5 protein-coding genes and 3 pseudogenes are annotated in these 5,384 nt (G+C 38.5%); all 8 read right to left on the bottom strand.

Going from position 1 to position 5,384, the window contains the following annotated elements; all coding sequences use genetic code 11:
* Positions 1–289 (bottom strand): annotated as a pseudogene (locus BGK49_RS09095) (IS1-like element transposase); the annotation flags it as partial.
* 50 nt (positions 290–339) lie between these two features.
* On the bottom strand, positions 340–516 hold the full coding sequence (locus BGK49_RS26075) for a hypothetical protein (protein ID WP_171722660.1): 177 nt from the start codon (positions 514–516) through the stop codon (positions 340–342).
* A 147-nt stretch (positions 517–663) separates the two neighbouring features.
* The gene (locus BGK49_RS09100; protein ID WP_000581610.1) at positions 664–1,473 is read right to left on the bottom strand and encodes a TrmB family transcriptional regulator; all 810 of its coding nucleotides are present in this window, start codon (positions 1,471–1,473) and stop codon (positions 664–666) included.
* A 405-nt stretch (positions 1,474–1,878) separates the two neighbouring features.
* Positions 1,879–3,000 (bottom strand): ABC transporter ATP-binding protein, encoded by a 1,122-nt coding sequence (locus BGK49_RS09105; protein WP_000741727.1) that lies wholly within the window; start codon positions 2,998–3,000, stop codon positions 1,879–1,881.
* Between the two features lie 82 nt (positions 3,001–3,082).
* Positions 3,083–3,571: a hypothetical protein gene (locus BGK49_RS09110; protein ID WP_001307257.1), complete on the bottom strand. Its 489-nt coding sequence runs from the start codon at positions 3,569–3,571 to the stop codon at positions 3,083–3,085.
* Between the two features lie 102 nt (positions 3,572–3,673).
* Positions 3,674–4,630, bottom strand: a complete 957-nt coding sequence (locus tag BGK49_RS09115; protein WP_000490374.1) for a UDP-3-O-(3-hydroxymyristoyl)glucosamine N-acyltransferase — start codon at positions 4,628–4,630, stop codon at positions 3,674–3,676.
* Between the two features lie 18 nt (positions 4,631–4,648).
* A pseudogene (locus BGK49_RS09120) lies at positions 4,649–5,053 on the bottom strand (porin); the annotation flags it as partial.
* Between the two features lie 16 nt (positions 5,054–5,069).
* Positions 5,070–5,384 (bottom strand): annotated as a pseudogene (locus BGK49_RS09125) (IS1-like element IS1B family transposase); the annotation flags it as partial.

Genomic DNA, 5,384 nt, shown 5'->3' on the forward strand with positions numbered 1-5,384 from the left:
TGTATGCGCGAGGTTACCGACTGCGGCCTGAGTTTTTTAAGTGACGTAAAACCGTGTTGAGGCCAACGCCCATAATGCGTGCACTGGCGCGACATCCGACGCCATTCATGGCCATATCAATGATTTTCTGGTGCGTACCGGGCTGAGAGGCGGTGTAAGTGAACTGTAGTTGCCATGTTTTACGGCAATGAGAGCAGAGATAGCGCTGATGTCCGGCAGTGCTTTTGCCGTTACGCACCACGCCTTCAGTAGCGGAGCAGGAAGGACATCTGATGGAAATGGAAGCCACGCAAGCACCTTAAAATCACCATCATACACTAAATCAGTAAGTTGGCAGCATTACCCACTATCCCACCAATAATATTGCATCATGTGATCATCGGGATTATTCTGTTTTTTGATAACGCTATCTTCAGCAGAAACAGTGAGTGGAGTTATACGATCTCTTCCATATATTTTATGCTCCGTAATAAGATGGGGAACTAATTTATCCAGTTCTCCTATATGACCGTTCATATACCATTCCATCTTATTCTTTAACCAACCAGTGGGTTTTATATCGTTAAAAAAATCATAAATATACCTTTGCATAAAAAAGTTTAGACGTTATAAAAGACAAATAGATTGTGATCGCCTACAGACGATCACAATGAAAGGAAAATATTAACAGTTTTTGCTATCACTCAAATGTTTTTCATCCTGCACCATATCATTGCCAGATTCATGCAAAGTATTTATTAATGCATTGGCATCAGGATATTGTTGCTGATACTTGGTTAGATATATATCACTATGGATATGTTCGGCAATTATATTGATAAGCAAGCGATTATTCGAGTATAACCCCAGTGATTCAGCTCGTTGTGAAAAAACCATTACTGTCTTCATATCAACAACAAGCATAAAACGATGAGAAGGGTAATATTCTTCTTCATGGTTAAAACGGTAATATAGTTCTACGCGTGGGTCAGGAGTAATAAGTTTATTAAATGAAAAAACAATAACTCGAACATGTCGATTTAGAGCCTCACAAATTTCATTTTTCAAAAAATGTAAATCAAAATCCGTGTTGAGGTAAATTTCATACTCTGCAGAAGAGAGCATCTCTTTAGCTTTCTGATGTAAATTATCAAAACCAGAGACATTATAAATGAATTCACGTTCATTCTGAAACATCATCTGTGATAATTCTTTTTTCAAGATTTTTATGTTGTCAATAGTGCTTTTTTCAATTTGCGAAAGTATGAGTTCAGGAGATTTTGCTTCATATTCTTTGGTTTCACCATCGACAAGAAAGATATAACCGTTCTTGTAAAGATTATCAATTGATGAGTATACAGACGAACGTGAAAGTGAAATTTCCTTTGCAATCTTGTAACCACTGCTACGACCGTTTTTCAAAAGACTGATGTAAACCTGTGCATCGGTACGAGTGAAACCAAAATTTATCAATTTATTTACCAAATGTATCATAGACGCGCTCCTGAACTGAAAATGAAATCTTACCAATTTTAACATTATTAATTAACATTTTCGAAAAATTGCTGAGATAAAATGTGCATTTATCGTCATTCATCCCCAAGCTGGCTACAGGTCTACAGCACATAAGCATTGTGAACTGTGAATCTGAATGCCCTCCAACTATGGTCAGAAGACATGCTCTGACCTAATTAGTAGACTCACTGAGTAAGCGGTGTTTTCAACGGTTTATTCATATATGCTCTTCTTTATTGATGGAATTTTGTAACTCAATTACCTGGATAAGAATCATTTCGTGAAGTTAATTACATTACCAATAGACAGTTCGAGCAGTAAGAAGCCTTATGGAATGGTAAGGGTTTAATACCGGTATTCAACTTGGGGTTATTATCATATCAATCACAAATAATTAGTTATATTTTCTTCTGTGTAAAAATCAAATATATGACAGAAGCTCGTATCAAGGTTGAAATACAAATTTTTTCCAATATCGACTGTAGTAATTGATTGATCGTTGACTTTTGCAATAAACTCTTTGTTGTTAACGGTAAAGTAAAGATATTTTTCACTCCCCATATTTTCAATAATACTTAATGCACCAGTGACTGTATTCATTTCTTTGCAATTCACACTCAAAGAGATATGTTCTGGACGAATACCAAAACAAACGGGTTTATCTATATACGCTTTGAGTACTGATTGTTTATTCTCAGGTATGTACAACCGAATATTTTGGGCAATGTCAATATAGAGTTTACCGTCTTCCTCGCGTACAACCGCATCTATCAAATTCATTGACGGGGAACCAATAAAGCCAGCAACGAATCTGTTAGCAGGGTGGTTATACAGATTAACTGGTGTGTCGACCTGCATTATTCGCCCCTGATTAAGCACACAAATACGATCACCGAGGGTCAATGCTTCAATTTGATCGTGTGTAACATAAATCATGGTTGCTGGATGACCCTCATCCTTGAGAGACTGATGCAACTGAGCAATTTTGACTCGCATTGAAACACGAAGTTTCGCATCAAGGTTAGATAGTGGCTCATCAAATAAGAAAACATCTGACTTACGGACAATTGCACGGCCTACCGCGACACGCTGACCACCCGACATTTCTTTCGGTTTTCGGTAAAGTAAATCGCTAATTTCAAGTTTTTCTGCAACTTCTTCGACAATTTTCTTAATCTCTTCTTTTGGCCTTTTTTGCATTTTTAAACCAAAAGTCATATTGTCAAATACAGTCTTATGGGGATACAGCGCATAGTTCTGGAACACCATTGCAATGCTGCGATCTTTAGGCGGAAGGGTATTAACAAGGCGGTCGCTAATGTAAATTTCACCACCTGATACGTCTTCAAGACCTGCAATCATGCGTAATGTAGTTGATTTGGCACACCCAGATGGTCCAACAAAAACCATGAATTCACCATCGTTTATATCGAGATCAATGCCGTGAACAGGTTTGAATCCATTGTCATAAATTTTTTCAACTTTGCGTAGAATTACCGCGGCCATAATCTGCTCTCATTAACAAGAATTTTGGAATACTGATACTCCACTATTCAACGAATGTTGAATAGTGGAGTGCTAAAAATAACTATTTACATGGTGCTACCATGGCGGCTATTGCCTTTTTATCAGGACCAATTTGAATCGTCCAAACATACTTTCCATCGGCAGGAATGACGACTTTTGTATTTTTATCCATGCCTCCTTTCTTGAGTGTTTTAGCCTGATTTAATGGCAATTCAAGACCTGTTACAGTGAACTGCGGATTCCAGTTCATAGTCGCAAATTGCATTGTTACCGCACCTGCTTTTTCAGAATAAATAAGCTGATAAATACCATCTCCCTTATAATGCATTTTACGCTCTGGCTTCATTAACCAATAGCCTTCCGGGAGGGTTCCGGAAATGTAAAGACCCGCAGCAATTGGCCCTCTTTCATTTACATCAGGGAGGTTACATTCTGAATAGCGAGGATCCGCTTTCACGACACCTTCCTGACTGCCAGAGGGTGAATTGCCATCAACGCATCCTGAAAGAAGACCAGTCAACACAGCCGCAATAAGCAATTTATTTTTCATTTAAACTCTCAATAAAAGTAGTATTGCTTAGTTAAGCTATTTCTATGTCAGTGTTAATGTTAATGTTAATGTTAATGTATATAAATAATACTTCTCAACGACTCACTGTTTATATACACCATGCTGTTTAGTTAGTTTATTAAGGACAGCGAGATTTTTGTTGTATTCTCGCGTATTTTTGGCTGGGTAACCAAAAAGGTCACTCTTTTCAGGACAAGAATGGCTTACACCTGATTTAGCCTTAATTACCGAATAACTACCAATTGATATGTGACCGGCGATTCCGACTTGACCATGTGTAATAACATGGTCGCCTAAAACTACGTGTCCTGAAAAACCGCATTGTGAAACAATCAGGCATTTATTACCGATTATGCAGTCACGTCCAATCTGCACTTGATTATCAATACGAGTGCCTTGGCCTATAATCGTATCTCCAAGTGTCCCTCGGTCAATGGTGTTGTTACAACCGATTTCAACATCATCACCTATGATAACTCTACCGATGCTATCAACTCGGACATATGAATCACGTTCATCCGACATATATTCAAAACTATAATTACCGATGGAGTTATTAGAATCTATGATAACGTCATTGCCAATAATAGTACCTTCTTTAATCACTGTATTCGCATGAATGGCAACATTATCACCTATGGTCACACAGTTCATAATTTTAACACCAGGCATAAAATGGCAGTTCATACCTATCTGGCAGTGTTTACCAATGTATACATCAGGTATCGTTGAAGTGTTTTCTTGCTCAAACAAACGATACTTATGTACCTTAAAATATCTTAAAACTTTGTTAAGATTATTCACGTTCAGGTAATCGACTACAATCTTTGCCTTAGTATTAGAACTAATGATCTCTTCCGGTCCGATAATTATATCCGCACCAGTCGTTGGTATATGCAACAAATCTCCAGGTGTCATAACAATCGAGAGTCCACCAACTAAAGGACTATGGATTGGCCGAATGGTATCAACCCTGAGTGATGGATCACCATATAAAGTTTCTTGCATCAACGTTTTAATATCTAGTGCGCTGAACATAGGTTTCCCTCTGTTTAATCAAAAGCGATAGAAAGCATGAACATAAATATTATCCTGATTGAGCACATTATATTTTTCTTCATCTCTTGGATCATAAAAGTTTTTGTGCTCTTTTTCCCAGGCATGTTTATATTCAATCTTGGCTATCCAGTCGTCACCTATGTTTTGTTCATAACCTAGAGTGGCTTTTCGAATTGTTTTGAAATAGGTTCTGTTTGCATTGTATTGCAAACTATCTGCGTTTTCTGTTTTCCCGTGTCCGAAGCGGGTGCGTAGATACAGATTACCTGCGTTTTCAAAAGCATATTTGATAATTGGCTCGTAGTAAGTTTCGGTATAAATACTACGATCATTTATTTTACCGTGATTAAATTCATCGTTATGCTTTTTCTGGTAGAAAAATTCAATACCAAACTCCCATGCAGGTAATGACTCCAACTTATTGATAGTGTTTTATGTTCAGATAATGCCCGATGACTTTGTCATGCAGCTCCACCGATTTTGAGAACGACAGCGACTTCCGTCCCAGCCGTGCCAGGTGCTGCCTCAGATTCAGGTTATGCCGCTCAATTCGCTGCGTATATCGCTTGCTGATTACGTGCAGCTTTCCCTTCAGGCGGGATTCATACAGTGGCCAGCCATCCGTCATCCATATCACCACGTCAAAGGGTGACAGCAAGCTCATAAGACGCCCCAGCGTCGCCATAGTGCGTTCACCGAATACGTGCGCAACAACCGTCTTCCGGAGCCTGTC

It is taken from the genome of Shigella sp. FC1544, assembly GCF_001722145.1.
GTDB classification, from domain to species: domain Bacteria; phylum Pseudomonadota; class Gammaproteobacteria; order Enterobacterales; family Enterobacteriaceae; genus Escherichia; species Escherichia coli.

Coding starts and splice junctions, on each gene's coding strand:
- BGK49_RS26075 (WP_171722660.1), bottom strand. CDS start 516: ATGAACGGTCATATAGGAGAACTGGATAAATTAGTTCCCCATCTTATT.
- BGK49_RS09100 (WP_000581610.1), bottom strand. CDS start 1,473: ATGATACATTTGGTAAATAAATTGATAAATTTTGGTTTCACTCGTACC.
- BGK49_RS09105 (WP_000741727.1), bottom strand. CDS start 3,000: ATGGCCGCGGTAATTCTACGCAAAGTTGAAAAAATTTATGACAATGGA.
- BGK49_RS09110 (WP_001307257.1), bottom strand. CDS start 3,571: ATGAAAAATAAATTGCTTATTGCGGCTGTGTTGACTGGTCTTCTTTCA.
- BGK49_RS09115 (WP_000490374.1), bottom strand. CDS start 4,630: ATGTTCAGCGCACTAGATATTAAAACGTTGATGCAAGAAACTTTATAT.